The following is a 26,799-nucleotide window of genomic DNA, read 5'->3' on the forward strand; positions in this document are numbered from 1 at the left end:
GAGGGGCGCCCACAAAGATTGAAGAGAGATGATGCAGAGGGCTCTGCCTGGGCAGGCAAGGCCCAGACTGCCGGTGTTAGTCTGTTTCACCCTGCTTGATACCCAGCATAAAGGTGCCCTGGGGGCGAATGGGCAGATAGTGCTGGTAGAACGCCTGATAGGTGGCCAGGGGATCGAGATCCTGGAACAGGTCCGGGTAGAGGGACTTGGCCATGAACTGGATGAGGGCGGCATCCATGATGCTGCGGGTCGCGCCGTGGTAGACCGCATAGAGGCGACCCTGCTGCACCGCGGGCAGCTCACTCCAGCCCGGACGGGCGGCGAAGCCTTGCAGGCGCTGGCGTACCGTCTGGGCCGAGATGTCCTGGCCGACCTGCATTGCCTCGGCGCTGCTCACGCTCTCGTAACCCGCCATCAGGATCACCTCGGGCTTGCTTGCCAGCAGTTGCTCCGGGTGAATGGGGCCCCAGCGATCGACGAAGGGGGCCGCCACGTTGTCGCCACCGGCCAGCAGGGCCATGGCGCCCCACATGTCCTTGCCATAGGTGTAGCTGTACTCCGCCGGGCCCTTGTCACCCAGCTCGATGTAGACGCGGGGCGGCTTGCGCTTCGCTGCGGCGATGCGTGAGGTGATGGTGTCGATGGTGGCCTTGTATTCATCCGCCATCTTGCGTGCCCTGGCCTCCTGGCCGGTGAGCTTGCCAAGCAACAGGGTGCTCGCCATGTGGCGCTCCAGGGTCTGGGCGTTGTAGTCGATGACCACCACGGGGATCCCCGCCTGCTCGAGGCGTGGCAAGTCTGCGGCCAGGGCCTCGTATTGCCACTTCGCCAGGATCACCAGATCGGGTTTGACCGCCAGGGTCTTCTCGATGGAGAAGCTCTGATCCTGGACGTTGCCAAGGTCGGCAACCTTGGCCAGCTGCGGCAGGCTGGCGACATAGAGAGACCAGATGGCGGGGCGGGATTTGACGAACCAGCCCTGAGACATGCCCACCAGGCGATCGGCACCGCCGTCACCGGCCACCGCCAGGTAATCCTCGGGGTAGAAGCCGAGCACGATGCGGCTGGCGGGCAGGGTCAGCGAGACCTTGCGGCCCATCACATCTTCCACTTCTGCGGGGGCGGCGGCCTGCACCATCCAGCTCATCAGCGCGAGCTGACCAAGCAACAACAACTTTGCCAGGGGGTGACGAAACATCTTGTGAAACCTCGGGGTGTGGTGAGATAGAAAAAGAAGCGAGAACTATTACCATTCGAGCGATGAAAAGCAATAAACGTTTGTGCGATTCCCCTCCTGTTATGCCTGTCTTTGTCTTTTGGCCGATCCGCCAGCATAAAATCATGTCCCAATAGAAACCACTTTTCCGGTGAGGGGGCTGTATGGCGCTCATTGGGGGTTGTTTGTTCTTTCTGAGGACGGGGGCGTCGCGCTGCCGGCGGGGGCTGACACCGGGGTCAATAGGGGCTGACACCGGGGTCAACAGGAGCCGGCGACAGCTTGTGACGGGCCCGGCACCTTGATGGGGTGCCAACCACCAATATGGGTATTGCCCGTCACCTGTACGCAACAATTTGTTGTCATTGTTAGCCAGCTCCCAGCGGCTCTGCTGCTAAACGGGCAGAGTACGCGCGATTTCGGCCTCTGGCCGGTATCCACAGGCAAAAGGTGCTGCGGCCCGCCTCCCGCGGGGCGCCAATAACATAATCAGCAAATAAAAAAGGAAACTGACCATGTCAGGAAGACACTCTCTTGTGGCGCTGACCGTCGGGCTGGCGTTGACGGGACAGGCACAGGCGCAACTGCTTATCAGCGAATATCTGGAAGGATCCAGCAACAACAAGGCGGTGGAGCTGAGCAATGTGGGCTCCAGCGTCATCGACCTCTCCGCATACCGTCTGGCGCTCTATGCCAACGGCAAACCCCTCACCGACACCCCCACTAACAGCCTGGCGCTGCAAGGCACCCTGGCCCCGGGTGCGAGCCTGGTACTGGCCAACCCCTCCGCGAACGCCGAGATCCTGGCCAAGGCGACCCAGACCAGCGGCAACCTGGTGTTCAACGGTGACGATGCCCTGGTGCTCTATCGCGGCAGCGAGCTTGTCGACAGCTTCGGCCAGGTGGGGGTGGATCCCGGCACGGCCTGGGTCTCCGGCAACGTCTCGACCCTGGACATGACCCTGCGCCGCAAGGCCACCGTCACCACGGGCCGGGTCGATGCGGCCTCACCTTTCGATCCGGCGCTGGAATACGTGGCCGCTCCCAAGGATGACGCCAGTGGCCTCGGCTGCAGCGGCGATGGCCCTTGCGATGGCACCCAGCCGCCCGCCTTCGTCTGCCCGGTGGACAACCTGGTGCCCGTGCCCGCCATCCAGGGCCCCGGCAGCAGCAGCCCCCTGGTGCCGGCCGGCAAGTTTGAATCGGAGCAGGCCCATGCCACCCGCGGCGTGGTGACCCAGGTGGTCAGCGGCCTCTACAAGGGCTTCTTCATCCAGGACGCGCAGGGTGACGGGGACCCGGCGACCTCCGACGGCCTCTTCGTCTACACCACCAAGGCCAACGCCACCGTCGTGCCGGGGGCCGAGGTGTGCGTCTCGGGCAAGGTGAAAGAGTATTTCAACCAGACCCAGATCAACGCCGACGATCTGGTGGTGACCCAGCCTGCCGGCGCCGTGCCAGCGGCGGTGGATCTGGTGCCGGTGGCAGGAGAGAGCCTGACCGAGCTGCTGGAGCGTCACGAAGGGATGCAGGTGCGGCTGGTGCCCGCATCCAGCCTGGTGGTGACCCGCAACTTCAGCTTCGACTACGACGGCAAGCGCAACAACCTGGTGCTCTCTTATGGCGCGCCGCTCATCAAGTCGACCCAGAAGTTTGCCGCCATGAGCGAGGAGGCAAGCAACTGGGCCCTTCGCAACCAGCAGAACCAGCTGGTGGTGGAGACCGACGCCAAGGCGCCGGATGGCGTGCTGCCCTGGTTCCCCGGCTTCAACGCCGAGGACGGTTACCTGCGAATCGGTGACAAGCTCAACGGGCTGGAGGGGGCCCTTGGCTACTCCTACAACCTGTTCCGTCTGGTGGCCAGCAACCGCATCGACGCAAGCCAGATTGATCACAGCGGCTGGGATCGGGTGGACACCCCCGAGCTCGCCGAGGCGGGGGATCTGCGGGTCGCGAGCTTCAACGTGCTCAACTTCTTCACCACTGTCGTGGGGGGCGATGCCAACCCCACCGGCAGCAACCGGGGCGCCCTGACGGTGGCGGAGTTCGAGCTGCAGCGCACCAAGATCGTCAGCGCCATCACCCGCCTCAACGCCGACGTGGTGGGGCTGATGGAGATCGAGAACAACGGCTACGGCGACAACTCCGCCATCGCCAACCTGGTGGCGGCCCTCAACGCCGCCCAGCCGGACGAGGCGGATCACTACCGCTGGATTGCCTCGCCCGACGGCAAGCCGATTGGCACCGACGCCATCACGGTGGGCCTCATCTACCGGCCCGCCAGCGTGACGCCCGAGGGGGCCGCCAGCCTTATCGCGCTGCCGATGCAGCAGGCCGAGGCTGTGGATGCCAGCGGCAAGACGGTGACCATCAACCAGGGGATGCGCGAGTCGCTGCTCCAGCGCTTCAGCTCGCCCAAGGGGGATGCGCCCCTGACCCTGGTGGTCAACCACCTCAAGTCCAAGGGCTCCGCCTGCTTCGAGGATTACCCCGACTACGTGAGTGCGGATCCCCTGGACGGCCAGGGCCACTGCAACGCGCTGCGGGTCTCCGCCGCCAAGGTGCTCGGGGAGAGCCTCAAGGATCTGTCCGGGGATCTGCTGCTCATCGGCGACATGAACGCCTATGGCATGGAGGATCCTATCCGGGTGCTGACCGACTATGATCCGGCGGCCCAACCCCGCCAGATCATGAGTGCCTCCTTCACCACGTTGGCGGGCCAGCCCCTTGAGGAGAGCGGCAGCGCCCTGGGCAAGGGGTATGGTTTTGTGAACCTGAACACCCGCTTCCACGGCACCGACACCTACTCCTACAGCTATGAAGGGGAGCTCGGCAACCTGGATCACGCCCTGGCCAATCCCAGCCTCGCGGCCAAGGTGATCGGCATCGAGGATTGGCACATCAACTCCGCCGAGAGCAACTTCTTCGAGTACGGCACCAAGTACAGCGGCCAGCTGGCGAAGTCCGAAGGCCCCTTCAGCGCCTCGGATCATGATCCCGTGCTGGTGGCCATCCAGTATCCGCTGCCCCCCGCCGGGGTGATCGCGCTGGAGAGCGCCGCCGCGAGCGTGGAGGAGGGGAGCACCTTGTCCCTGACGGTCAGCCGCCGCGACGGCACTTATGGGGAGGCCAGCGTCAGCTATCGCATCGTCTACGGCAGCGCGGACGCAAGCGACGTGGCGCCCCTCACCGGCACCCTGCACTGGGGGGCGGGCGAGAACGACAGCCAGATCATCAGCATCCCGGTGAAGAGCGACACCCTGCACGAGGGGGATGAGACCTTCACCCTGGAGCTGTTTGATGCGAGCGGCGCGGCTCTGGGGGATCAGCACCAGACCCTGGTCACCATCAAGGACAAGCTGGCACCGTCCACCATCGCCCTGGCTCACCCCGCCATGACGGTGAACGAGGGGCAGTGGTTTGTGGAGATCCCCCTGGTGCGCACCGGCGATCTCAGCAAGCCCGCCCGTGCCAGGGTAAGTCTTGAGGGGATCACGGCCCGCTGGGGGCTGGACTTCCTGCCCTGGCTCGGCCAGTCGGTGAGCTGGGCCGCGGGCGAGGGGGGCAGCAAGTCGGTCAAGGTGCTGATCATCGATGACTGGTTTGTCGAGCCCACCGAGCAGTTCAGCGTGCACCTCGAGAAGCTGAAAGGGGCCCAGCCGGGCGCTGTCCAGCAGACCCGGGTCGACATCCAGGACAACGACAAGTCCTGGTGGCCCTTCGGCCGCCGCTGAGGCGGTGATGACATCTGACATGAGGGGCCTGCGGGCCCCTTTTCGTTGCGAACCGCCTGGCTGATGGGCCGGATGGTTGACGGGGGGCGAATGCCGGCGACAAGGGCGTTTCCCCTGATCCCGTGAAGAGCCATGAAAAAGGCCCACCTCGACGGGTGGGCCTTCCTCATGGCGGGGCGCTCCTAACGGAGTATCAACCCTGCGCGTTGCTCAGTACCAGCTTGCCATCCTTGACCGGGATGGTGGCGCCGGGTGCTTTTTCCATTCTTACCACCCCTTCCTGACCGGCGAGGCGGTAGGTGACGTCATAGCCCAGGGTGCGGGTGCTGCTCTCCTGTACCGTCTTGCAGCGCTGCTCCGTGGTGGTGTAGGTGTCACCGGCCTGCATGTTGCCCTGTACCTGGTTGCCGGCATAGCCGCCGGCCACGGCACCGGCTGCGGTGGCGATCTTCTGGCCGCTGCCGCCACCAAACTGGTGGCCGACCACGCCGCCGAGGGCCGCCCCGACCACGGTACCCAGGATCTTGTGCTCGTCTTGCACCGGCTTGCGGTGGGTCACGGTGACGTTGCGGCACTCCTGACGCGGCGTCTTGATGGTCTCGGTCACCGGCTTGCTGGCCAGCACCTCGGCAAATTGGGGGGCGGATGAAAACATGGATCCGGTGGCGGCCGCCGACAAGGCCAGTGCAGAGGCCACTCCTATCCCGATACCTGCCAACATGGATGTGTTCATCGTTTTTCTCCTCGTACAGATGCCCGTTGCGGGGCTTGCGGCCATTGTTGGCATTTTGGCCCTTCGGCTCAAGCAATCTGCCCCTCCATTGCGACAGAGTCTGGCTGCGCAAAAAGTGACCATAGCAAAAGAGCGTCGGCGATTGGCGACAAACGCAGGGAAGGGGGCAGGCCAGCCTCTGCCCTAAGACGTTTCGCTAATACCTGGGCGTGCGCCCCCCTTGGTACCCTTTTGGCCAATCTCGGGGTGATACCAGGGAAGGTTGCCCGGTTGCGCGGACCCGCGAGATCCATCCGCTTTGTGACCTGATGAGGAAGGAACCCGATGACAGAGCAGAATATCTACGAGACCGGCCTTGGCAAGACCCCCGCCAATTACGAGGCGCTGACCCCCTTGAGCTTTCTGGGGCGGGCGGCCCGGGTCTACCCCGACTACCCGGCCCTGATCCACGGCCCCCTGCGCCAGACCTGGGCCCAGACCGAGCGCCGTTGTCGCCAGCTCGCTTCGGCCCTGCGCCTGCGCGGCATCGGCGAGGGGGATACCGTCTCCATCATCGCCCCCAATGTTCCGGCGATGTTCGAGGCGCATTTCGGGGTCCCCATGAGCGGCGCCGTGCTCAACACCATCAACACCCGGCTCGATGCCGAATCCATTGCCTTCATCCTCCAGCACGCCCGGAGCAAGGTGGTGCTGGTGGACAGGGAGTTCGGCGCCCTGGTGCGAAAGGCGCTCTCCCTGATAGACAGCCAGCCCCTGGTGATCGCCATCGACGATCCCCTCTATGAGGAGGGGGAGCTTGTCAGCGAACTGACCTACGAGGCGTTTGTTGCACAAGGGGACGGAGACGAGCCCGGCTGGCTGCCAGCGGACGAGTGGCAGGCGATTTCGCTCAATTACACCTCCGGCACCACGGGCAACCCCAAGGGGGTGGTCTATCACCATCGCGGTGCCCACCTCAATGCGGTCAACAACGCGCTCTCCTGGGAGCTGCCCAAGCACCCCGTCTATCTCTGGACCCTGCCGATGTTCCACTGCAACGGCTGGTGCTTCCCCTGGACCCTGGCGGCGACCGCCGGGGTGAGTGTCTGCCTGCGCCATGTGCAGGCGGCGGCCATCTACGGGGCGCTGCACGAGCACAAGGTGACCCATTTTTGCGCCGCCCCCATCGTACTCAATATGCTGAACAACGCCGATCCGGCCCTCAAGCAGGGGCTCGATCACCCCATCAAGGCGATGACGGCGGGGGCCGCGCCGCCCGCCACCGTGATCGCCGGCATGGAGGCCATGGGGATCGCCGTGACCCACGTCTACGGCCTCACCGAGACCTATGGCCCCTGCGTGGTGTGCGAGCCCCAGAGAAGCTGGCAGGGGCAGGATGCCACCACCCTCTCCCGGCTCAAGGCACGTCAGGGTGTCGCATCCCCCCTGCAGGGGGAGATGCGGGTGATCAACCCCGTCAGCGGCGAGCCTGTCCCCATGGATGGCAAGACCATGGGTGAGATAGTGCTGCGCGGCAACATCGTCATGAAGGGCTATCTCAAGAACCCGGCGGCGAGCGACGAGGCGATGGCGGATGGCTGGTTTCGCAGCGGCGATCTCGCGGTCTGGCACCCGGACGGCTACGTGGAGATCAAGGACAGATCCAAGGACATCATCATCTCCGGCGGGGAGAACATCTCCAGCCTGGAGGTGGAGGATGTGCTCTATCGCCACCCCGACGTGGACGAGGCGGCGGTGATCGCCATGCCGGACGAGAAGTGGGGGGAGGTGCCCTGTGCCTTCGTCAAGCTCAAGGAGGGGCGGGAGCTTACCCAGGCGGAGCTGATTGCGTTTTGCCGCGAGCAGATGGCCCACTTCAAGGCCCCCAAGCGCATCATCTTCACCCCCCTGCCCAAGACCTCCACCGGCAAGGTGCAGAAATTTATGTTGCGAAAGCAGCTGGACCGCTGAGGTCCCCACATCCGTAAAACAAAACGGGCCCATCAGGGCCCGTTGCTTATCTCGGCGTGTCTATTACTTGTTGTGGCGCTCATACAGGCGCTGCACCACATCTTTCAATTCCAGCCCTTCGTTTTGCAGCAGCACCGTGAGGCGGTAGAGCTGGGTCAACATGGATTCGTTGATCACTTGTTGTGGCGCTCATATAGACGCTGGACCACGTCTTTGAGCCCCAGCCCTTCGTTTTGCAGCAGCACGGTGAGGTGGTAGAGCAGATCGGCGGATTCGTTGATGAGCTCCTCCCGATCCTTGGCCATGGCGGCCAGGGCCACTTCCACCCCCTCTTCACCCACCTTCTGGGCGATGCGCTTGGTGCCCTTGGCGTACAGGCTGGCGGTGTAGCTGGTGGCCGGGTCGGCCCCCTTGCGGGCGGCCAGGATCTGCTCCAGCTCCGCGAGGAAGCCGAGCGGCGGCCGCGGGTGGCCGTCAAAGCAGGAGGGGGTACCCAGGTGGCAGGTGGGACCCACGGGATCGGCGGCGACCAGCAGGGAGTCCTGATCGCAGTCGGTGCTGATGGCGACGAGCCTCAGCACATGACCCGAGCTCTCCCCCTTGGTCCACAGACGCTGTTTGCTGCGGCTGAAGAAGGTGACCTGACCGGTGGCCAGGGTCTTTTCCAGCGCCTCCTTGGTCATGAAGCCCTGCATCAGCACCTCGCCGCTTAGGGAATGCTGGACGATGGCGGGGATCATGCCATCGCACTTGGTCCAGTCCAGGCGTTCGACCAGGGACACGTCGTTGTTTACAGCTTGATTATTCACGGATGGCGACTCCTTCGGTTTTCAGCCAGCGTTTCAATTCGGGAATGGGGATGAGGCCCTTGTGGAACACGGAGGCGGCCAGGGCCCCGTCCACGTCGGCCAGGGTGAAGGCATCGCGGAAGTGTTCCATGGCGCCGGCACCGCCGGAGGCAATCAGCGGCACCTTGCAGACGGCCCGCACCAGCTTGAGCTGCTCGAGATCATAGCCCTGGCGCATGCCGTCCTGGTTCATCACGTTCAGCACGATCTCGCCCGCGCCGCGCTGTTGAACCTCCTGTACCCAGTCCAGGGTGGTCCAGGCGGTGGTGCGGGTGCGGCTCTCGTCACCGGTAAACTGCTTGACCTGATACTGGCCGGTCTGTGCATCGAAGTAGGAGTCGATGCCCACCACCACGCACTGCACGCCGAAGCGCTCGGCCAGGCGGGTGATAAGGCGGGGATCGGCCAGGGCCGGGGAGTTGATGGAAACCTTGTCGGCCCCGAACTCCAGGATCTGGCGGGCATCCTCGACGCTTTTGATGCCGCCGGCGACGCAGAAGGGGATGTCGATGACTTCCGCCACCCGGCTCACCCAGCTCTTGTCCACCACCCGCTCGTCGCTCGAGGCGGTGATGTCGTAGAACACCAGCTCGTCGGCGCCCTCGGCGGCGTAGCGGCGGGCGAGGTCGACGATGCCGCCCATCACCTCGTGGTTGCGAAACTGCACGCCCTTGACCACCACGCCATCCTTGACGTCGAGACAGGGGATGATTCGTCTTGCCAGCATCAGTTGCCTCCTGTGGCTGTGGTGGATGCGGCGGGCGCCGCCCAGCAGGCGATGGCGTCTGCCACGTCGAATTTGCCCTCGAGCAGGGCGCGGCCGAGGATGATCCCCTTGACCCCGGAGCCCTTGAGGGCCTCTATGTCCTCGATGCCGCCGATGCCGCCGGAGGCCTGGAACCCTACGCTCGGGTAGCGGGCGCAGAGATCCCGGTAGAGCGCGACGTTGGTGCCGGCCAGGGTGCCATCACGGCTGATGTCGGTGCAGAGCACGTGCTTGAGCCCGACGGGGAGGAAGCGTTCGATCAGCGCTTCGATGGTCACGCCGCTGTTCTCCTGCCAGCCGGCCACCGCGATGTGGCGATTACCCTCTTCATCGATGTTGACGTCCAGGGCCAGCACGATGCGCTCGGGGCCGTATTTCTCCATCCAGCTGGCCACCAGGTCCGGGGACTTGACGGCGGTGGAGCCGATGACCACCCGGTTGGCGCCGGCAGCGAGGAGATCGGCCACGTCCTGCTCGGTGCGCACGCCGCCGCCAACCTGCACCGGCGCGCCTGTGGCCGCCAGCAGCCGGGTGAGGAGGGGCAGCTGGCGCGCCTTGGCATCCTTGGCGCCGTCGAGATCCACCAGGTGCAGCTGGGCCGCCCCCTGGGCGACATAGTCATCGAAGCGGGCCTGGGGGCTGTCGCCGTAGGCGGTCTTCTGGCCGTAGTCCCCCTGGTAGAGGCGGACCACCTGGCCGTTGATAAGATCGATTGCGGGAATAATCATGGCGGTCACAGCTCCAGAAAGTTTTGCAGTAGGCGGGCACCGGCCGGGCCGGATCGCTCCGGGTGGAATTGGGCGCCAAAGAAGTTGTCCCGCCCCACGATGGCGGTAAAGGGCTGGCCGTAGTCGCAGGTGGCCAGCGTTGCCCCGGTTACCTCCAGGGCGTAGGAGTGGACGAAGTAGAAGTAGCTGCCGCTCGGGATGCCCTTGAGCAGCGGGTGTGTCTCGTCGTGCTCAATCTGGTTCCAGCCCATGTGGGGCAGGCGCAGGTTGCCCACCTCCATCAGCCGGATCTTGCCCGGCACTATGCCGAGGCAGTCGATGAGCCCGCCCTCGTCGTTCATGCTCTCCTCGGACGCTTCCGCCAGCATCTGCATGCCGAGGCAAAAGCCCAGCAGCGGCTGCCTGGCGGCGCGAATCAGCGGCACCAGCCCCCGTTCGTTCAAGTTCTTCATGGCGGCGACGGCGGTGCCGACCCCGGGCAGGATCAGCTTGTCGGCTGCATCGATATCGGCCGCCTCGCGGGAGACCTGGGGTTGCACGCCGAGGCGTTCGAACGCCATCCTGACCGAGGCAAGATTGGCGCAGCCAGTGTCAATGATGACCAGTTTCTGGTTGCTCACCGCCATCACAGCACCCCCTTGCTGGAGGGCAGCTCGCTCCCTTCCACCCGGATGGCCTGGCGCAGGGCGCGGCCGAAGCCCTTGAACAGCGCCTCCACCTGGTGGTGGGTGTTGCCGCTGCCCACCTTCATCTGCAGGGTGATGGCCATGGCGTCCGAGAGGGAGCGGAAGAAGTGGGGCACCATCTCGGTGGCCATCTCGCCCACGCTGTCGCGACCAAAGCCGTTCGGGCAGTCGAACACGAAGTAGGGGCGGCCGCTGAGATCCAGGGCCGTGGCCACGTCCAGCTCGGTCAGGGAGGGGGCTTGTTCACTGCCGCGGGGACGGCCGTCGATCACCGCCTGCACCTCGTCCATCGCCAGCACGAAGCCGAAGCGGCCGATGCCGCGCTTGTTGCCAAGGGCCTGGCGCAGGGCCTGCCCCAGGGCCAGGCCGACGTCTTCCACCGTGTGGTGGTCGTCGATGTGCAGATCGCCGCTCACCTTGAGTCTGAGGCGAAAACCCGCGTGGGTAGCGATCTGATCCAGCATGTGATCGAAGAAGCCGATGCCGGTGGCAATCTGGTTGCCGCCGCTCTTGTCGAGATCCACCGCGACCTGGATGCGGGTCTCCTTGGTGTAGCGCTCCACCTCGGCCACGCGCCCCTTGGAGAGCAGCTGATCACGGATGGCGAGCCAGTTGTGATCCTGCGGGTGGTAGCGTATACCGCGAATGCCCATGTTTTCGGCGAGCTGCAGATCGGTCTGTCTGTCGCCAATGACGAAGGAGTTGGCAAAGTCGATGCGACCCGAGGCCAGGTACTCCTTCACCAGGCCGAGGTGGGGCTTGCGGCAGCTGCAGCCGTCGGTGGGGAAGTGGGGGCAGATCAGCACCTGCTCCCAGGTGACGCCCTGGGATTCGAAGAGGTGCATCATCAGGTCGTGGGGGGGCTGGAAGTTCTCCAGCGGCAGGCTGGCGGTGCCGAGCCCGTCCTGGTTGGTCACCATCACCAGCACGAAACCGGCGGCCTGGAGCTCCCGCAGTACCGGGATCACCATGGGCTCGAAGCGCAGCTTGGCCAGGCTGTCCACCTGCTTGTCGGTGACCGGCTCCTCGATCAGGGTGCCGTCACGGTCGATAAACAAAAAGGGGGTCTTCATCTCTCTACATCCTTATACGCTGGCGGCAGACGGGGTGTTGACACAAAGCTCGCGCAGCACCTGGAGCACGGCGTCCATCTCGCCCTGATACCCGATGGTGATGCGGATGCTGTTGTCCAGACCCGGCTTGCTGGAAAAATCTCGCAAAATGATGCCGGCGGCCTTCATGGCGGCGAACACGGCGGCGCCGTCAATGAAGCGCACCAGCACGAAGTTGCCCTTGTCCTCGAACACTTCCCTGACGCAGGGGAGGCGGGTCAGTTCGGCCTTGATGAGGGCCTTCTGCTTGTTGAGCTCCAGGACCCGCTCCCGCATCAGCTCCAACCCCATGGGGGAGAGCGCCTGGGCCGCAATCTGGGCGATGGGCTCCGGAATGGGGTAGGGGGCGATCACCTTGGCCAGCATGGCGATGACCTCGGGATCCCCCAGGGTGAAGCCGCAGCGGATCCCCGCCAGGGCAAAGGCCTTGGAGAGGGTGCGGGTGACCACCAGATTGGGGTACTGGGCGAGCAGATCCGCCACGGAAGCCTCCGGGCAGAACTCGATGTAGGCCTCGTCCACCACGATGATGGTGCGATCCCGGGCCTTCTCCAGCAGGGCGACGAGCCCCTTGCGGCCCACCAGATCCCCGGTGGGGTTGTTGGGGGAGCAGAGAAAGACCAGCTTCACGTCCGACAGGCGATCGGCGATGGCGGGCCAGTCCGGCTGGCGGCTCGCCGTGAGCGGCTGCTCCACGATGCCGACGCCGCAGGTTTCGGCGCTGATGGCGTACATGCCGTAGGTGGGGGGGCAGATGAGGATCTGATCCTCCCCCGCTTCGCAGAAGGTGCGGATCAGGAGTTCGATGGCCTCGTCGGCCCCGCGGCTCACCAGCACCTGGTTCGGGTTGACCCCGGCATAGGCGGCATAGCCGTTCACCACCTCGGCAGGCTGGCACTCGGGATAGCGGTTGAGGCGGCTCCCCTCGACGGTGAAGGGATAGGCCAGCGGGGCCTCGTTGGCGTTGAGCCAGACGTGGCCGTTGCCGCCGATGCGGCGGGCGGACTGATAGGGGGTGAGGGCCCGCACCACGCGGCGGGCCAGGTTGGCGATGCTCATGACAAATCCTTCTGCTGTGAACCGGTTTGGGCCGTGCCGGCCAGGGCCTGCAGTCTGAGAGTAACGGCGTTCTTGTGGGCATCGAGCCCCTCGGCCTGGGCGATGCGTTCGACGATGGGGCCAAGGCCCCGGATGCCCTCTGCAGTGAGCTCCTGCACCGTGTAGCGGCGCTGGTAATCGGCGAGCCCGAGGCTCGAGCAGGTGCGGGCGTATCCGTAGGTGGGCAGGGTGTGGTTGGTGCCGCTGGCGTAATCCCCCACGGACTCCGGCGTCCAGGCCCCCAGGAAGATGGAGCCGGCATTCTCGAGCCTATCCAGCAGATCCCTCGGCGCCTCGGTCTGCACGATGAGGTGCTCGGGGGCATAGGCGTTGGAGATGGCGCAGGCCTCCTCCAAATCGTCGCAGAGGATCACCAGGCTTGCGTTCAGCGCCTGCTCGGCGATGTCGCGGCGGCTGAGCAGCGCCAGCTGCGCCTTGAGCTCGTCGTTGATGGCATCGGCCAGACGGGGGGAGGTGGTCACCAGCACCACCTGGCTGTCGGGGCCGTGCTCGGCCTGGGAAAGCAGATCCGATGCCACGAAGGCGGGGTTGGCACTCTCGTCGGCGATGACCAGCACCTCGGAGGGGCCGGCCGGCATGTCGATGGCCGCGCCGCGCCATTCACGGGAGACCTGTCCCTTGGCTTCGGTAACAAAGGCGTTGCCCGGGCCGAAGATCTTGTCCACCTTGGGGATCGTCTGCGTGCCATAGGCCATGGCGGCGATGGCCTGGGCCCCGCCGATGGCGAAGACTTGTCGCACGCCGCAGGCGCGGGCGGCAAAGAGGATCTCGTCGCTGGCGGGCGACGGGGTGCAGAGCACCACCTCGCGGCAACCTGCGATGGCGGCCGGAATGGCCAGCATCATCACGGTGGAGGGGAGCGGTGCGCTGCCCCCAGGCACATAGAGGCCGACCCGGTTGATGGGCTGGGTGCGCAGCTCGCACAGGACTCCGGGCTGGGTTTCGACCCGCACCACAGGTTGCACCTGTGCGGCGTGGAAGGTGCGGATGTTGGCGATGGCCGCCGCGATGGCGCCCTTGATGTCATCGTCCAGTCGGGCGCAGGCCGCGTCGATCTCGGCCTCGCTCACCCGCAACTGCTCGCGGGGAGCGCGTTCGAAGCGCTGGCTCAGTTCGCGCAGGGCCTCATCGCCCCGGGCGCGCACGGCGGCGATGATCTCCCGCACCACGGTGCCGATGTCGGCCTCGTCACTCAAGGCCGGCCGGGTCAGCGCCTCGGCCTGGCGGGCGGGGGAAAGACTCTTCCAGATCAGGGTCTGCATGATGTTCCTTCCTTATTCCATCATTTTTTCGATGGGCAGCACCAGAATGGAGCTGGCACCCAGGGCCTTGAGCCGTTCCATGGTCTCCCAGAACAGGGTCTCGCTGGAGACGACGTGCAGGGCGACCTGGTTGGTGTCACCGGCGAGCTGCATGATGGTGGGGCGCTCGGCACCGGGCAGCAGGGAGGTGATGGCCTCGAGCTTGTCCTTCGGCGCGTGCAGCATGATGTACTTGCTCTCGCGGGCCTGCTGCATTCCCTGGATGCGGGGCAGCAACTTGTCGATGAGCTTCTGCTTGGCGTCCGACAGGGGGTTGGGGGCCTGCACCAGCACGGCCTTGGAGCGGTAGATCACCTCCACCTCTTTCAGGCCGTTGGCCTCCAGGGTGGCGCCGGTGGAGACCAGATCGCAGATGGCATCGGCCAGGCCAGCTCGGGGGGCCACTTCCACCGAGCCGCCCAGCATAACGCTCTTGAAGCCCAGGCCCTTCTCGTCGAAGAAGCGCTTGAGCAACCCCGGGTAGGAGGTGGCGATGCGCTTGCCAGCGAGGCACTCGGGTCCGGTGTAGTTGACATCTTCCGGGACCGCCAGCGACAGGCGGCAGCCGCCGAAGTCCAGCTGCTTGAGAGTCTTGACCGCGAAGGGTTGTCCCTGGGCTGCGCGGATGAGCTGCACCTCTTCCAGCACGTTCTCGCCAATGATGCCAAGGTCGACCACCCCTTCCATCACCAGGCCCGGGATGTCGTCATCACGCACCCGCAGGATGTCGATGGGCATGTTCTCGACATGGGCGATGAGGCGCTGCTCCCGCAGGTTGATCTTGAGGCCGCAGCTCTTGAACAGGGCCTGGGAGTCCTGGCTCAGACGACCGGATTTTTGCATGGCGATGCGCAGACGTTGTGTTTCCATTGCTCGATTTCCTTCTAGTCAAAAACGAAAAAACCCTCGGAAGTGGGTGCTTCCGAGGGTTCATGAATCTTGCGGTCCTTTTGGAAGTCACCAGTTAAGTGTCTTCCAGCAGTCAACCTCCTGAAAGACTATTCGGGATGATGATGGTGATGATGAGTCTTCAGGGTGGTGAACTTCATGATGTAATCAATCCTTTACAATGCAGATGTCGTTGTTGACGCCCGATTTAAACTACCTGCCTTGACAGAAAAAGCAACCGAAAAATGTGATCAGGGCGATTAAAGTTGAGAAAACGGTTTTCTGGTCGATAACTAGACAATGACGTACCGGAGGAGGCGACATCATGCCCAGTCAGGACCTGTTATTCCCCATCTTGCCTCGCGCACCCTCGACGCCGAGCCCGGAGGACATCAAGCGGGAAGTGACCCAGATCAGCCAGAAGCATCAGCTGCGCAAGATTGGCACCGAGAGTGATGGCGGCCAGTCGCGCCAGCAGGGGTATCATCCCGGGAAGCGTGATCAGCCGAAAACACAGGAAGATGATCACAAGCCGGACCCCGATCACCAGATCGATCTCTTCGTCTGACCGCATTAGCAGTCCCGCTTTTTCCGCACTTTTGGCATAATGCCGCTTTTGCTGCGGGATACGCCTTTGACCATCCAGACCCTGTTCACGCCAGACGGCCCTCTGGCCAGCCACATCGAAGGCTTCAAGGCCCGTGCGCCGCAACTGGAGATGGCCGAGGCGGTGGCGCGCGCCATCAAGAGTGCCGGCCGATTGCTGGTGGAGGCCGGTACAGGTACGGGCAAGACCTATGCCTATCTGGTGCCGGCCCTGGCGTCCGGCAAGCGGGTGGTGATCAGCACCGGCTCCAAGAACCTGCAGGAGCAGCTCTTCTACCGGGATCTGCCCACCATCGCAGGGGCCCTCGACTACACGCCGCCGGTGGCCCTGCTCAAGGGGCGCAGCAACTATCTTTGCATCGAGCGGATGAACCGGCTGCTCAGTGAATCCCACCTGCAAAAGCCGGAGATCCTGAGCGATCTGGTCAAGGTCAAGTCCTGGTCCACCACCACCGACAACGGCGACGTGGGGGATATTCCGGGCTTGCAGGAGAATGCCGAGATCCTGCCCCACGTCACCAGCACCAACGAGAACTGCCTGGGACGCGACTGCCCCTATTACGACGACTGCCATCTGGTCATTGCCCGGCGCCGCGCCATGGATGCCCAGGTGGTGGTGATCAACCATCATCTCTTCTTCGCCGACATGGCGGTCAAGGACACCGGCTTTGGCGAGCTGGTGCCCGAGGCGCAGGTCTATGTGTTCGACGAGGCACACCAGCTGCCCGAAATCGCCAGCAACTACTTCGGCAAGTCGGTGGGCAGCCGCACCATCCAGGATCTGGCCCAGGACATCCAGCTCGCCTACCGGGCGGAGGCTCACGACATGGCCCAGCTCGGCAAGGCGGCGGACAGGCTCGCCATTGCCAGTCAGGATCTGCGCCTCGCCTTCGGGGTAGAGGGGGGGCGCGGCAACACCCGGGATATGCTGCGCCAACCGCTCTGGGGACAGGCACTGGCCCGGCTCAACGACGCCCTCGGGCTCTGTTACGAGGTGCTGAAACTGGCGCTCGGGCGGGGCGAGCAGCTCGACCACTGTTTCGAGCGGATCAGCGAGCTGCGTACCCGGCTGGGGGAGGTGCTGGCCATCAACCAGACCGGCTTCTCCTACTGGTATGACTGCTCGCGACTGCACTTCACTCTCAACCTGACGCCGCTCTCGGTGGCGGAACGCTTTGGCGCCGAGGTGCAGCGTCCCGAGGTGGCCTGGGTCTTCACCTCCGCGACGCTCACGGTGGACAATCGCTTCGCCCACTTCGTGGCCGAGATGGGGCTGGCCGGCAGCGCCGAGCTGGTTCTCGACAGCCCGTTCGATTACGCCGAGCAGGCGCGCCTGTGCGTGCCGCGCTTCCTGCCCGAGCCCAATGCCTTCGGGCGGGGGGAGCAGCTCGCCAACCTGATGATCCCTCTCATCAACAAGACGCCAGGGGGCTGTTTCTTCCTCTGTACCAGCCATCAGGTGATGCGCCAGGTGGCCGAGGTGCTGCGCCGGGAGATAGGTCGCACCGTCTTGTTGCAGGGAGAGGACAACAAGCAGCGCCTGCTCAAGACCTTCGTCGAGAACGGCCGCGCTGTGCTGGTGGCGACCAGCAGCTTCTGGGAGGGGATAGACGTGCGGGGGGCCGCTTTGTCCTGTGTTATCATCGACAAGCTGCCCTTTGCGAGCCCGGACGATCCGCAGCTCAAGGCGCGGGTGGAGGATTGCAAGCTCAAGGGGAAGGATCCCTTCGCCGAGCTGCAGCTGCCCAAGGCAGTGATCGCCCTCAAGCAGGGGGTGGGGCGGCTCATTCGTGATCGCAGTGATCACGGCGTGCTGGTCATCTGTGATCCACGCGTGGTCAACAAACCCTACGGCGCCACCTTCATCAAGAGCTTGCCCGCCATTCCACGGACGCGGGAGCTGGCGACCCTGGGAGATTTCTTTGGGCCACGGGAGTGAGCCCGCAGCATCTGAGCGATGCTGAACAATTTTTACGGCAGGCCAAGGCCATGCTGACGATTTAACCGATAGATGTGAAGAGAATAAAAAGAATGGATGAGTTGAAGATCCTGGCCGTTGATACCGCCACCGAAGCCTGTTCCGCCGCCTTGATGGTGGGTGACAAGGTCTTCTCCCGCTGGGAGGAGGCGCCGCGGGATCACACCCGCAAAATCCTGCCCATGGTTCAGGCTGTGTTGGAGGAGGCCGGTCTATCGTTGGAGCAACTCGATGCCATTGCCTTCGGGCGGGGTCCGGGTTCCTTCACCGGGGTGCGGATCGGGATCAGCGTGGCCCAGGGGCTCGCCTTTGGCGCCGGTGTGCCGCTCATCGGCATCTCCACCCTGGCAGCCATGGCCCAGGGCGCCCACCGTCTGGATGGGGCCGAGCGGGTGCTGGCGGCCATCGATGCGCGTATGGACGAGGTCTACTTCGGCCACTACGAGCAGGTCGCGGGGCAGATGCAACTGGTGGGCGAGGAGGTGGTGAGCCACCCCGACGCACTGGTCGAGGCCAGAGGCAAGCTGGCCGAGTGTGTTACCTGCGTCGGCACAGGGTTTGAGACCTATGGCGAGAGCCTGAAGGGGCTGGCTGATGAGCTGGTGGCCAGCCAGGTGCGCTTCCCGGCGGCGGTGGACATGCTGCCCCTGGCACGGGTTGCCTGGTTGGCGGGCGAGGCGGTGCCGGTGGAGCAGGCGACCCCCGTCTATTTGCGCGACAAGGTGACCTGGAAGAAACTGCCGGGTCGCGAATAAGGTGACCTGCTGGCCGCCCTCCGAGGCGGATGCAGGCGGATCAAGGAGAGGCGAATGAGAAAATCCGTGATGGTGCTGGGATTGGTGGGGCTGCTGCTGCTGGGTGGCTGCAGCACTGTGCCCGACGAGCTGGCCTATGAGCCGGCGGATCAGCTGGTGGCCTATCAGCCCGCCCTGCAGGGGATGGAAGGCAAGCCTGCGCGCTGGAGCGGCGTCATCTCGGCGGTGCACAACGAGCAGGATCAGAGCGTGGTCGAGGTGGTCTATCTGCCCCTCAAGGCCAACGGTGTGCCGACCCAGACCGAGCAGAGTCCGGGGCGCTTCCTCGCCATCATGAAGGGCTTTATCGACCCGACCCTCTACGCCAAGGGGCGCAGTCTGACGGTGCTCGGCACCATCGACAAGCCGGTGGACAGCCAGATAGGGGAGCACAAGTATCGCTTCTCCGTGCTCAAGGTGACCGCCAGCAAGCTGTGGCCGCCGGTGAAGGAGGTGGAGATCCGCTACGTGGACCCCTACTTCTACGACCCCTTCTATGATCCCTTCTGGCCAAGGCGCCACCACTCCCGCTGGTGATGATGGAAGAGCGCGTCATCACCCTGGCGGACGGGCGCCGCGTCGCCCTGCTGGACAACGGTCGGCAGGGCCAACCGCTGCTCGTCGCCCTGCATGGCTGGCTCGACAACGGGGCCAGCTTTTTGCCCCTGGCCCCTCATCTTGAGGCATTTCATCTCGTCTGCCTCGATCTGCCGGGCCATGGCCACTCCGATCACAAGCACACACCCTATGTCTTCGTCGACTGGCTGGATGATCTCCACCAGATCGTGCAGGCCGCGGGCTGGACCAGGTTCACCTTGCTTGGTCACTCCCTCGGCGCGCTGATCGCCTCTGCCTATGCCGGGGTCTTCCCCGAGCAGGTGGAGCGACTCATCCTGATGGAGGGGCTCGGGCCCTTGAGCCAGCCTGACGAGGAGGTGCCGGGGCAGCTTCGTCGTGCCATTCTCAATCGCAGTCGCACCCGCGAGCGTGCCGCCAGCGGGTTTGCCTCCCTCGAGGAGGCGGTGGCGGCCCGTTGCAAGGTGGCAGACATCAGCCCGGCAGCGGCGCGCCTTATCTGCGAGCGGCAGCTGGAGGCGCGGGCAGGGCGCTGGTACTGGCGCAGCGATCCCCGTCTTCGCGATCTTTCCCCCCTTCGCATGAGCGAGGGGCAGGCCCAGGCGCTGATCAGGGCCATTGCCTGCCCGGTGCTCTTTATCCGGGGCGAGCAGGGCTTCCCCTGGCTGCTGGAGCAGTGGCGGCAGCGGGCAGGGGCCTTTGCGCAGATCGAGATGGTGCAGGTGGCGGGAAATCACCATTTCCATATGGAAAATTCGTCAGAAACCGCCGTTTATATCGAAAACTTCGGTCAAATCCGGTAGGATCGCCGGCTTTGAATCATGTCAGGTTTGCCTTCTCCCTCACAGTTCTCGTTGTTAATTTGCTGTTAATCGATGTTGCCTTATGTAAATATGGGCGGCATTAGAACATTAACTTAAAACAATTGATTGAATTGGATGTGACAGGGACGGAGGCAACACAGTGAGCGCACAGGTGCGAGTTATGCAGGAGAAGTTCGTGGAAAAAGTCTGGCTGAAGCGTTATCCAGAAGGGGTGCCCGCCGAGATCAATCCAGACCAATACGGCTCTCTGGTCGAGATGTTTGAAGAGTCGGTGAGCCAGTTCGCCGATCAGCCCGCCTTCGTCAATATGGGGCAGACCATTACCTATCGCCGGCTGGAAGAGCAGTCCCGCGCCTTCGCCGCCTATCTGCAAAACGAGCTCAAGCTCGGCAAGGGTGACCGGGTGGCGGTAATGATGCCGAACCTGCTGCAATACCCCATCGCGGTATTCGGCATCCTGCGGGCCGGCATGACGGTGGTCAACGTCAACCCGCTCTATACCCCGCGCGAGCTGGAACACCAGCTGAAAGACTCCGGCGCCAAGGCCATCGTCATCGTTTCCAACTTCGCCCATACCCTGGAAAAGGTGGTCTATGAGACCCCGGTCAAGCACGTGATTTTGACCCGGATGGGAGACAACCTGGGGCTCGCCAAGGGGACCCTCGTCAACTTCGTGGTGAAATACGTCAAGAAGCTGGTGCCCAAGTACAACCTGCCCCACGCCAGCACCATGCGCCAGGCCCTCGCCAAGGGGCGCTACCTGCAGTACATCAAGCCGGAGATCAGCAACCAGGACATCGCCTTCCTGCAATATACTGGGGGGACCACGGGTCTCTCCAAGGGGGCCATGCTGACCCACCGCAACATGATTGCGAACGTCGAGCAATGCCTCGGCGTCTATGGCCCTGTGCTGGAGCGGGGCAAGGAGTTCGTGGTCACGGCCCTGCCGCTCTACCACGTCTTTGCCCTCACCGTGAACTGCCTGCTGTTCATGCGTCTTGGGGGCTACAACCTGCTCATCAGCAATCCCCGCGACATCCCGGGCTTCGTCAAAGAGATCAAGAAGTACCCCTTCACCTGCATTACCGGGGTCAACACCCTGTTCAACGCCCTGGTCAACAACGACGAGTTCCAGGAGATGGATTTTGCCAAGCTCAAGCTCACCATCGGCGGTGGCATGGCGGTGCAACGGGCGGTGGCCGAGCAGTGGAAGGCGCTGACCCGCACCCCGCTGCTGGAAGGCTATGGTCTGACCGAATGTTCGCCTCTGGTGAGCGTCTGTCCCTACGATCTGGTGGACTACAACGGTTCCATCGGCCTGCCGGTCTGCTCCACCGAGATCCGCCTGGTGGATGACGAGGGGAACCTCGTCACCCAGAGCGGTGCTCCGGGTGAGATGCAGGTGCGCGGCCCCCAGGTGATGACCGGTTACTGGCAGCGTCCCGAAGCTACCGCCGAGGTGATGCAGGATGGCTGGCTCTGCACCGGTGACATCGCCGTGTGCGACGAGCAGGGGTTCTTCAAGATCGTCGATCGCAAGAAGGACATGATCCTGGTCTCCGGCTTCAACGTCTACCCGAACGAGATCGAAGACGTGGTAGCGCTCCATCCCAAGGTGCTGGAAGTGGCGGCCGTCGGCGTACCGAACACGGTGTCGGGGGAACAGGTGAAGATCTTCGTGGTCAAGAAAGACGCGACGCTGGCGCAAGAAGAGATAATTGCCCACTGCCGTAAACATCTGACTGCCTATAAGGTGCCGAAACTGGTAGAATTTCGCGACGAACTTCCCAAGACCAATGTGGGCAAGATCCTGCGACGCGTGCTGCGCGACGAGGAGATTGCCAAGCAATAACCGGCATGCACTGCTCCGCAGACGAGCGCTGTCGTTATGCAAAACCGTGGGGCATCCACGGTTTTTTCTTTCTGGGTCCGACCAACGTGCAGGCAACGATGCAATATCAACTCATTTCACAGCAAGCCGAACTGGATCAGTATCTCGCTTCTCTGGCCGACGTTCCCCTGGCCATCGATACCGAATTCGTTCGCACCCGTACCTACTATCCCCAGCTCGGTCTGTTCCAGATCTATGACGGCGAGCGTCTCGCCCTGCTGGATCCCCTGACGCTCGATCTCTCCGCTTTGTGGCAACGTCTCGGCCGGGCAGGGCAGATCGCCATTTTGCACGCCTCCGGCGAGGATCTTGAGCTTATCCAGCATCAGGCGGGCCATCTGCCGAACCAGATGCACGACACCCAGCTGGCGGCAGCCTTCCTGGGCCATGGTGTTTCGGTGGGCTTTGGCGCCCTGGTCAACGAGTTTCTCGGGGTCGAGCTCGAGAAGGATCAGGCCCGTACCGACTGGCTGGCTCGTCCGCTCACCCCTCGTCAGCTGGAATACGCAGCCGCCGACGTCTTCTATCTGATGCCCCTCTACGCCAAGGTGATGAGCAAGCTGCGTGAGAGCGGCAAGTTCGCCTGGTTCGAGCAGGAGTGCCAGAACCACTCCGCCCGCAAGACCCAGGGCAGCGATCCCCGCCAGGCTTATCTCGAGATCGTCAACGCCTGGCAACTGGGTCGCCGCGAGCTGGCCATCTTGCGTGAGCTGGCCGCCTGGCGCCAGCAAGAGGCGGTGCGCCGGGATCTCGCCCTCAACTTCGTGGTCAAAGAGCTGCACCTGTTCAAGGTGGCGGAGCGCAGGCCCGGGTCGCTGCGGGATCTCAACGAGCTGGGGCTCTCTCCCATCGAGATCAAGATCCACGGCAAGCGGATGCTGGACATCGTCGCCGCCGCCCAGCAGAGCGACCCCGAGAGCTGGCCAGAGCCCATCCGTCGGTTGGTGGACTTCCCCCAGTACAAGGCCGAGCTCAAGCGCATCAAGGCCATGGTGGAGGAGAAGGCCAAGGCCAGCAACATTCCGCCGGAGCTGGTGGCGAGCAAGAAGATCATCCACCAGTACTTCACCTGGAGCTGGCGCATGAACGAGGAAGAGCGGGCCCGGGCGGACAAGCCCATGCTGCTGCAAGGCTGGCGCCATGAGCTGGTGGGCCACCTGCTGGCGCAGTAATGGCCCCCCCTTTGTGATCAAAAAAGCCCCGGCAGTCCGTGCTGCCGGGGCTTTTGCTTATTCGGATTGGGTGAGTCGGGTTTATCCGTGGGTCAGCAGATTGCCTTGCTGCTGCAGCTCGTCGAGATGCAGCCCTGTGGAGCCCTGCAACATGACCAGATCCTGGAAGCCGGTCCCCCCGCAGTATCGTTCAGCTCAATGCTGAGTATTTATACGATGTTCAACCTGTGCTTGATCAGCGTCAGCCTATTAATTGGTTGATGCATTATTCCCATCGACCGTCAGTGGGTCACTGGTGGAATTCGTCAGCACTATATTCTGACTCCCCCGATGGCGCCGCTATATGCTCATCAGATGGTCACTCCCCTCGAATAGGATCTTCACGACGTCACTACCGCTGGTGCCGTAATTGGTCAGCGAAGCGACGTCCACGAAGTTGGCGCCGCCAGCACTGCCATCGGTGTCCACCTGTACGGTGACGTTGCTGCCGGTTTGGGTCAACTTGACGAAGTCGGACACTTGGCTGGTGTTGGTAAAATTGGCGTCCAGCAGCGTCGACAGATCGAGGGTATCACCTTGGCTAAAGCTGTAGTCGAGCACCGAGTCCAGGTTGAGCGTGCCGACTTCGGCAAATACGAAGCGGTCGGCGCCTGCACCGCCGGTGAGAGAATCGTTGCCAGTTCCACCGATCAGCAGATCGTTACCGTCGTTGCCGTTCAGGATGTCATTGCCGCCACCGCCGATCAGTAAGTCGTCGTCGTTTTGCCCGGACAGCGTATCGTTGCCCGCGTTGCCAAACAACAGGTCCCGACCACTGGCCCCACCGCCGCCGTCGATGGTCTGACTGCCAGAGGTGCCAGCGACGACATCGTTGCTGCCACCGTTACCAGCGTCAAAGTTGCTGCCGGTTTGGATGTTGTAGGTTCCGCTCAGCGCGTAGCCGAAGTAGCTCTGTCCGACGTCGAAGGTGATGCTTTCGATCGCATTGCCGGATGCACTGTAGTGGTTGAGAACGGTGATATCCTGATCACCGATCTCGATCAGCAGGTTGCTGCCGAGCTTCTCGAAGTTCAGCGTGCTGAGCTTGCTGTCGACGCCGGTGATCTGAATTGTATCGTTGGTGCTGCCCGGGTCGGTGATCGTATAGGCGCCGCTGCCCGTAGCGCTGAAGCTGTAGATATCTTTGCCAGTAGTTCCGCTTAGGGAAGTGGTGTCATTAAGACCCTGGATGGTCACGCTAACCAACTGCGCTGCACTGCCATCTTGCGATACGGCCTGGAAGCTGTCGCTCAGCGATTGCCCGGTATTCAGCGCCTGGATTGCCGCCAGGCTGTTGTTTACCGAATAGGTCCAGGCTCCGGCGGCCGTCAACGTGAAGGTGCCATAGGTTCCGGCTACCGATGCTTGAGGTCGGAAGCTCGACTGGCCGGAGTCCACATCGACGATAGTGAGAGAGCCACTAGCTGTCAGTTGACCGCCCACGACATTGGTGTCCTCCTGAACGCTTCCGGCCGAAGCTCCAGCAATAGTTGGAACGTCGTTGGTACCGTTGATGGTGATCTGCACGGTGCTGGGGGTGCCGTCGATGCTGGTGACGTTGTAGGTTTCGGTGACGGAGTCGCCGACATTGAGCTGGTTGAACGCGCTGTTGGCGGTGAAGGCCCAGGCGCCATCGGTGCCGATGATGAAGGTGCCGTAGTTGCCGACGGTGCCGGTCTGCGCGATGAAGGTTTCATCGCTGTCGACATCGGAGATGGTCAGGGTACCGGTGGTGATCAGGACGGCATTGGTCTCGGTCAGGTTGGCAGTGTCGGCGGACAGCACGGCGGCATCGTTGGTGCCGGTGATGTTGATGGTCACCGAGGTTTCGGTGCCGTCGGCACTGACCACAGTGAAGGTGTCGGTGTAGACCTCGTCCTTGACGAACGCGTTGTGTGCCGAGTCGGCGGTGTAGGTCCAGGCGCCATCGGTGCCGATGACGAAGGTGCCGTAGTTGCCGACGGTGCCGGTCTGCGCGACGAAGGTTTCATCGCTGTCGACATCGGAGATGGTCAGGGTACCGGTGGTGATCAGGACGGCATTGGTCTCGGTCAGGTTGGCTGTGTCGGCGGACAGCACGGCGGCGTCGTTGGTGCCGGTGATGTTGATGGTCACCGAGGTTTCGGTGCCATCGGCACTGACCACAGTGAAGGTGTCGGTGTAGACCTCGTCCTTGACGAACGCGTTGTGTGCCGAGTCGGCGGTGTAGGTCCAGGCGCCATCGGTGCCGATGATGAAGGTGCCGTAGTTGCCGACGGTGCCGGTCTGTGCGATGAAGGTTTCATCGCTGTCGACATCGGAGATGGTCAGGGTACCGGTGGTGATCAGGACGGCATTGGTCTCGGTCAGGTTGGCTGTGTCGGCGGACAGCACGGCGGCGTCGTTGGTGCCGGTGATGTTGATGGTCACCGAGGTTTCGGTGCCATCGGCACTGACCACAGTGAAGGTGTCGGTGTAGACCTCGTCCTTGACGAACGCGTTGTGTGCCGAGTCGGCGGTGTAGGTCCAGGCGCCATCGGTGCCGATGATGAAGGTGCCGTAGTTGCCGACGGTGCCGGTCTGTGCGATGAAGGTTTCATCGCTGTCGACATCGGAGATGGTCAGGGTACCGGTGGTGATCAGGACGGCATTGGTCTCGGTCAGGTTGGCAGTGTCGGCGGACAGCACGGCGGCATCGTTGGTGCCGGTGATGTTGATGGTCACCGAGGTTTCGGTGCCGTCGGCACTGACCACAGTGAAGGTGTCGGTGTAGACCTCGTCCTTGACGAACGCGTTGTGTGCCGAGTCGGCGGTGTAGGTCCAGGCGCCATCGGTGCCGATGACGAAGGTGCCGTAGTTGCCGACGGTGCCGGTCTGCGCGACGAAGGTTTCATCGCTGTCGACATCGGAGATGGTCAGGGTACCGGTGGTGATCAGGACGGCATTGGTCTCGGTCAGGTTGGCAGTGTCGCCGGACAGCACGGCGGCGTCGTTGGTGCCGTGAATGGTGACGGTCACCACCTGCTCGGTGCCGTCGGCCGTCTTCACCGTGAATGAGTCGTTGTAGTCCAGGCCCTCCTTGAACTCGTCGTGGGCGTCGTTCAACGTGTAGGTCCAGGCGCCGTTGGCATCGATGCTGAAGGTGCCGTAGCCGTTGCTGCTGGCCACGTTGGTCTGAGCCTGGAACACATTGTCGGGGTTGTCGAAGTCGTCGGCGAACAATTGGCCACTGGCTGTCATAGTTGCGTTGCTTTCGGTCAGCTCGGCCGTGCTCGTGCCGGTGATCAGGGCTGAAAGGTAGTCAAAGGACTCATACTTCCCGCCGGGCGAGCCCTGAACGTAGACCTCGAGCTTCTCCATCATCTGTACCGTCAGCGTGGTGCCGTTGGCGAAATTGAAGACGAAGTCGCTGGCGCTGCCGTTTGACACCTCACCGTTAGTATTCATCTTTACTTTCGACAAAAAGTCCACATAGCGCTGCAATTCTGCGCGAACGCTGGAATCAGTCCACTGATCCTGGGTCAATTCGAGCCGTATCGTGTCGATGCCTGACCCACCGGTGTAGACATCCTTCGAGCCGCTGATATTCTCGTTCAGGTTATAGATGAGGATGTCATTGCCCGAGTCGCCGTTGAGGGTGTCATTGCCGCTGCCGCCATCGAGGGTGTCGCCGCCGCTGCCGCCACTGATCTTGTCGTTGCCCGCACCGCCTTCAACGAGGTCGTTGCCGCTGCCTGCATTGATGATGTCGTTCCCCGAACCGAGAATCAGGGTGTCGTCCATGTTGGTACCGGTGACGTTAGTCATGAGCCACCTCCTGCATGCTGATACTCACGGCGCCGTTGTGGGCGAGGTCTTG

General features: G+C 63.3%; 21 protein-coding genes and 1 other annotated feature. Of the genes, 10 read left to right on the plus strand and 11 right to left on the minus strand.

Going from position 1 to position 26,799, the window contains the following annotated elements:
* Positions 1–76 precede the first annotated feature (76 nt).
* Complete coding sequence (locus J9885_RS07890) at positions 77–1,198, minus strand: ABC transporter substrate-binding protein (RefSeq protein WP_210548666.1); 1,122 nt, start codon at positions 1,196–1,198, stop codon at positions 77–79.
* 533 nt (positions 1,199–1,731) lie between these two features.
* Here J9885_RS07890 and J9885_RS07895 point away from each other — a divergent pair.
* On the plus strand, positions 1,732–4,950 hold the full coding sequence (locus J9885_RS07895; protein ID WP_246876818.1) for an ExeM/NucH family extracellular endonuclease: 3,219 nt from the start codon (positions 1,732–1,734) through the stop codon (positions 4,948–4,950).
* Between the two features lie 193 nt (positions 4,951–5,143).
* Here the strand turns inward: J9885_RS07895 and J9885_RS07900 are convergent, their stop codons facing one another.
* Positions 5,144–5,683 (minus strand): glycine zipper 2TM domain-containing protein, encoded by a 540-nt coding sequence (locus tag J9885_RS07900; RefSeq protein WP_210548668.1) that lies wholly within the window; start codon positions 5,681–5,683, stop codon positions 5,144–5,146.
* 324 nt (positions 5,684–6,007) lie between these two features.
* Between J9885_RS07900 and J9885_RS07905 the strand changes: the two genes are divergently transcribed.
* Entirely contained in the window at positions 6,008–7,633 is a 1,626-nt protein-coding gene (locus tag J9885_RS07905; protein ID WP_210548671.1) for an acyl-CoA synthetase, read from the plus strand.
* A 173-nt stretch (positions 7,634–7,806) separates the two neighbouring features.
* Here J9885_RS07905 and hisIE read toward each other — a convergent pair whose 3' ends face one another.
* From hisIE to hisG, 8 genes are read right to left on the minus strand one after another with little or no spacing between them, the layout of a single operon-like run.
* Positions 7,807–8,442: a bifunctional phosphoribosyl-AMP cyclohydrolase/phosphoribosyl-ATP diphosphatase HisIE gene (hisIE, locus tag J9885_RS07910; protein WP_210548673.1), complete on the minus strand. Its 636-nt coding sequence runs from the start codon at positions 8,440–8,442 to the stop codon at positions 7,807–7,809.
* Positions 8,435–9,208 carry an imidazole glycerol phosphate synthase subunit HisF gene (hisF, locus tag J9885_RS07915; RefSeq protein ID WP_134695755.1) on the minus strand — a complete coding sequence of 258 codons (774 nt, stop codon included), beginning with the start codon at positions 9,206–9,208 and terminating at the stop codon, positions 8,435–8,437. The genes hisIE and hisF overlap by 8 nt, the downstream gene beginning before the upstream one ends.
* Positions 9,208–9,975 (minus strand): 1-(5-phosphoribosyl)-5-[(5-phosphoribosylamino)methylideneamino]imidazole-4-carboxamide isomerase, encoded by a 768-nt coding sequence (gene hisA, locus J9885_RS07920; RefSeq protein ID WP_210548676.1) that lies wholly within the window; start codon positions 9,973–9,975, stop codon positions 9,208–9,210. Before hisA ends, hisF begins: the two co-directional genes overlap by 1 nt.
* A gap of 5 nt (positions 9,976–9,980) precedes the next feature.
* Positions 9,981–10,601 (minus strand): imidazole glycerol phosphate synthase subunit HisH, encoded by a 621-nt coding sequence (gene hisH / locus J9885_RS07925; RefSeq protein ID WP_210548678.1) that lies wholly within the window; start codon positions 10,599–10,601, stop codon positions 9,981–9,983.
* Positions 10,601–11,734 carry a bifunctional histidinol-phosphatase/imidazoleglycerol-phosphate dehydratase HisB gene (hisB, locus tag J9885_RS07930; RefSeq protein WP_134695752.1) on the minus strand — a complete coding sequence of 378 codons (1,134 nt, stop codon included), beginning with the start codon at positions 11,732–11,734 and terminating at the stop codon, positions 10,601–10,603. The genes hisH and hisB overlap by 1 nt, the downstream gene beginning before the upstream one ends.
* Before the next feature lie 12 nt (positions 11,735–11,746).
* Positions 11,747–12,832: a histidinol-phosphate transaminase gene (gene hisC, locus J9885_RS07935; RefSeq protein WP_210548680.1), complete on the minus strand. Its 1,086-nt coding sequence runs from the start codon at positions 12,830–12,832 to the stop codon at positions 11,747–11,749.
* Positions 12,829–14,154, minus strand: coding sequence for a histidinol dehydrogenase (hisD, locus tag J9885_RS07940; protein WP_210548682.1), 1,326 nt, complete (start codon positions 14,152–14,154; stop codon positions 12,829–12,831). Before hisD ends, hisC begins: the two co-directional genes overlap by 4 nt.
* Positions 14,155–14,166: 12 nt before the next feature.
* Entirely contained in the window at positions 14,167–15,063 is an 897-nt protein-coding gene (gene hisG / locus J9885_RS07945) for an ATP phosphoribosyltransferase (RefSeq protein ID WP_043760619.1), read from the minus strand.
* A 28-nt stretch (positions 15,064–15,091) separates the two neighbouring features.
* Positions 15,092–15,216: a sequence feature (His leader region), on the minus strand.
* 190 nt (positions 15,217–15,406) lie between these two features.
* Between hisG and J9885_RS07950 the strand changes: the two genes are divergently transcribed.
* The 8 genes from J9885_RS07950 (at position 15,407) to J9885_RS07985 (ending at position 23,183) form a co-directional block, all read left to right on the plus strand.
* A complete protein-coding gene (locus J9885_RS07950; RefSeq protein WP_210548683.1) occupies positions 15,407–15,649 on the plus strand; it encodes a hypothetical protein in 243 nt (80 codons plus the stop codon).
* 66 nt (positions 15,650–15,715) lie between these two features.
* Entirely contained in the window at positions 15,716–17,626 is a 1,911-nt protein-coding gene (locus J9885_RS07955; protein WP_210548685.1) for an ATP-dependent DNA helicase, read from the plus strand.
* Positions 17,627–17,718: 92 nt separating this feature from the next.
* The gene (gene tsaB, locus J9885_RS07960; RefSeq protein ID WP_210548687.1) at positions 17,719–18,420 is read left to right on the plus strand and encodes a tRNA (adenosine(37)-N6)-threonylcarbamoyltransferase complex dimerization subunit type 1 TsaB; all 702 of its coding nucleotides are present in this window, start codon (positions 17,719–17,721) and stop codon (positions 18,418–18,420) included.
* Between the two features lie 54 nt (positions 18,421–18,474).
* Positions 18,475–18,996, plus strand: coding sequence for a Slp family lipoprotein (locus tag J9885_RS07965; RefSeq protein ID WP_210548689.1), 522 nt, complete (start codon positions 18,475–18,477; stop codon positions 18,994–18,996).
* Complete coding sequence (locus J9885_RS07970) at positions 18,996–19,838, plus strand: alpha/beta hydrolase (RefSeq protein ID WP_210548691.1); 843 nt, start codon at positions 18,996–18,998, stop codon at positions 19,836–19,838. Before J9885_RS07965 ends, J9885_RS07970 begins: the two co-directional genes overlap by 1 nt.
* 196 nt (positions 19,839–20,034) lie before the next feature.
* A complete protein-coding gene (fadD, locus tag J9885_RS07975) occupies positions 20,035–21,711 on the plus strand; it encodes a long-chain-fatty-acid--CoA ligase FadD (protein ID WP_081843737.1) in 1,677 nt (558 codons plus the stop codon).
* Between the two features lie 98 nt (positions 21,712–21,809).
* Positions 21,810–22,922 carry a ribonuclease D gene (gene rnd, locus J9885_RS07980; RefSeq protein ID WP_210548693.1) on the plus strand — a complete coding sequence of 371 codons (1,113 nt, stop codon included), beginning with the start codon at positions 21,810–21,812 and terminating at the stop codon, positions 22,920–22,922.
* Positions 22,923–23,009: 87 nt separating this feature from the next.
* Positions 23,010–23,183: a hypothetical protein gene (locus J9885_RS07985; RefSeq protein WP_210548695.1), complete on the plus strand. Its 174-nt coding sequence runs from the start codon at positions 23,010–23,012 to the stop codon at positions 23,181–23,183.
* A 78-nt stretch (positions 23,184–23,261) separates the two neighbouring features.
* Here J9885_RS07985 and J9885_RS07990 read toward each other — a convergent pair whose 3' ends face one another.
* Positions 23,262–26,747 (minus strand): VCBS domain-containing protein, encoded by a 3,486-nt coding sequence (locus J9885_RS07990; protein WP_210548697.1) that lies wholly within the window; start codon positions 26,745–26,747, stop codon positions 23,262–23,264.
* Between the last annotated feature and the right edge of the window lie 52 nt (positions 26,748–26,799).

It is taken from the genome of Aeromonas sp. SrichE-2G, assembly GCF_017939565.1.
GTDB lineage: Bacteria > Pseudomonadota > Gammaproteobacteria > Enterobacterales > Aeromonadaceae > Aeromonas > Aeromonas taiwanensis.

Bases quoted from the DNA above. Each gene is read 5' to 3' on its own strand.
- J9885_RS07990 (WP_210548697.1), bottom strand. From the start codon at position 26,747: ATGACTAACGTCACCGGTACCAACATGGACGACACCCTGATTCTCGGT.
- J9885_RS07970 (WP_210548691.1), top strand. From the start codon at position 18,996: ATGATGGAAGAGCGCGTCATCACCCTGGCGGACGGGCGCCGCGTCGCC.
- J9885_RS07905 (WP_210548671.1), top strand. From the start codon at position 6,008: ATGACAGAGCAGAATATCTACGAGACCGGCCTTGGCAAGACCCCCGCC.
- J9885_RS07895 (WP_246876818.1), top strand. From the start codon at position 1,732: ATGTCAGGAAGACACTCTCTTGTGGCGCTGACCGTCGGGCTGGCGTTG.
- hisD (WP_210548682.1), bottom strand. From the start codon at position 14,154: ATGCAGACCCTGATCTGGAAGAGTCTTTCCCCCGCCCGCCAGGCCGAG.
- hisA (WP_210548676.1), bottom strand. From the start codon at position 9,975: ATGATTATTCCCGCAATCGATCTTATCAACGGCCAGGTGGTCCGCCTC.
- hisC (WP_210548680.1), bottom strand. From the start codon at position 12,832: ATGAGCATCGCCAACCTGGCCCGCCGCGTGGTGCGGGCCCTCACCCCC.
- J9885_RS07965 (WP_210548689.1), top strand. From the start codon at position 18,475: ATGAGAAAATCCGTGATGGTGCTGGGATTGGTGGGGCTGCTGCTGCTG.
- hisG (WP_043760619.1), bottom strand. From the start codon at position 15,063: ATGGAAACACAACGTCTGCGCATCGCCATGCAAAAATCCGGTCGTCTG.
- hisH (WP_210548678.1), bottom strand. From the start codon at position 10,601: ATGGCGGTGAGCAACCAGAAACTGGTCATCATTGACACTGGCTGCGCC.
- rnd (WP_210548693.1), top strand. From the start codon at position 21,810: ATGCAATATCAACTCATTTCACAGCAAGCCGAACTGGATCAGTATCTC.
- J9885_RS07900 (WP_210548668.1), bottom strand. From the start codon at position 5,683: ATGAACACATCCATGTTGGCAGGTATCGGGATAGGAGTGGCCTCTGCA.
- J9885_RS07950 (WP_210548683.1), top strand. From the start codon at position 15,407: ATGCCCAGTCAGGACCTGTTATTCCCCATCTTGCCTCGCGCACCCTCG.
- hisF (WP_134695755.1), bottom strand. From the start codon at position 9,208: ATGCTGGCAAGACGAATCATCCCCTGTCTCGACGTCAAGGATGGCGTG.
- hisB (WP_134695752.1), bottom strand. From the start codon at position 11,734: ATGAAGACCCCCTTTTTGTTTATCGACCGTGACGGCACCCTGATCGAG.
- J9885_RS07890 (WP_210548666.1), bottom strand. From the start codon at position 1,198: ATGTTTCGTCACCCCCTGGCAAAGTTGTTGTTGCTTGGTCAGCTCGCG.
- tsaB (WP_210548687.1), top strand. From the start codon at position 17,719: ATGGATGAGTTGAAGATCCTGGCCGTTGATACCGCCACCGAAGCCTGT.